At 46.6% G+C, this 1,174-nt stretch carries 1 pseudogene; it reads left to right on the top strand.

Features of this window, described 5'->3' with window-relative positions:
• Positions 1–84: 84 nt before the first annotated feature.
• Positions 85–1,174, top strand: a pseudogene (locus LYNGBM3L_RS13080) (hypothetical protein); the annotation flags it as partial.

Raw genomic sequence — 1,174 nt, 5'->3', positions numbered from 1 at the left:
CGTAATGTCATTATATCTTCAGAGAACACAAGTGTAGCTTCAATTTCAGGCGCTTATCGTAAGCCCCGGGGACATTTAATGTTCATGCACAATGCAGATGTGATTTTGAAATTCATCGAAACCAGTAACCTCGGTAGGACTGATAAGCGGATCGAGTTAGATGATTGGGATGCTACAGGTCTACCGCGGGAACCTCAGATACTTCCTCAGGGAGCTTATACCAATCCCAGGGGCAGGTACTCCATTCATTTTCACCGCTCGATTCAGTTTGATAAGACGCAGGCGAACTATACGATCACCCCTCCGGCTGCTCATGTAGAAGGTTGTGTGGTAAACAATGATCCGGGATGGGGTTACGTGAATCATTCCTCTCATGTTAATTTCATCAGGAATGTGAGTTACGACGTGGTTGGTTCCGCATTTTGTACGGAAGCTGGAAACGAAATAGGTTCCTTCACGGAAAACATCGCCATACGAACCTATAATCCCGATGAACCCATGAACATTGGAAGACCGGCGACTTTGGAACCTGAGGGAGGAAGAACAGAGGCCGTAGCCGATTCAAGGGAGAATTTCTCGGATTTTGCCTGGCAGGGGGATGGATTTTGGTTTCATAGTACAGGAGTGAAAGTCGAGGGAAATGTTGTTTCCGGTAGTACGGGACACGCCTACGTGTATTGGACAGAAGGATTAGTAGAAGATAGATTGGGGATTGCCCGTGGAGACATTGACATCCATGTACCAGCCAGTGAATTCCCGACACTCAATGCGGACCTGAAAGCTCAGATCGCACAGTTTCCTAACTGGAATTATGATATCTGGTTCATACTGCCACGTCCATTTAAAAATAATGTAGCCTATGCTTCAGCCAGGGGTATTCATGGCTATTATATCATGACGGAATTTCATGAAGTATCAGCTGATGACCCGTCAGAATACAACATCACTCCCACGCTGTACCGAAACACGATGAACTTTGTAATTGAAAACAACACAGTCTGGGCCATGCGCCGGGTAGGTGTCGGTTTCAATCATGCAACACAAATTACGCTGCGAAATAACAAGATATATGGGTATGGTACCAACACAGGACGAGCTGCGTGGAACCTCAATCCTAATCCTTTCCCGGGGTTGATCGAGGACGAACCCGCAGTAATTGGTATGGACCTGGATC

The sequence above is a fragment of the Moorena producens 3L genome (assembly GCF_000211815.1).
Lineage (GTDB): Bacteria > Cyanobacteriota > Cyanobacteriia > Cyanobacteriales > Coleofasciculaceae > Moorena > Moorena producens.
The sequence above is the reverse complement of the archived record's forward strand: the minus strand, read 5'-3'. Positions and strand labels throughout refer to the sequence as shown.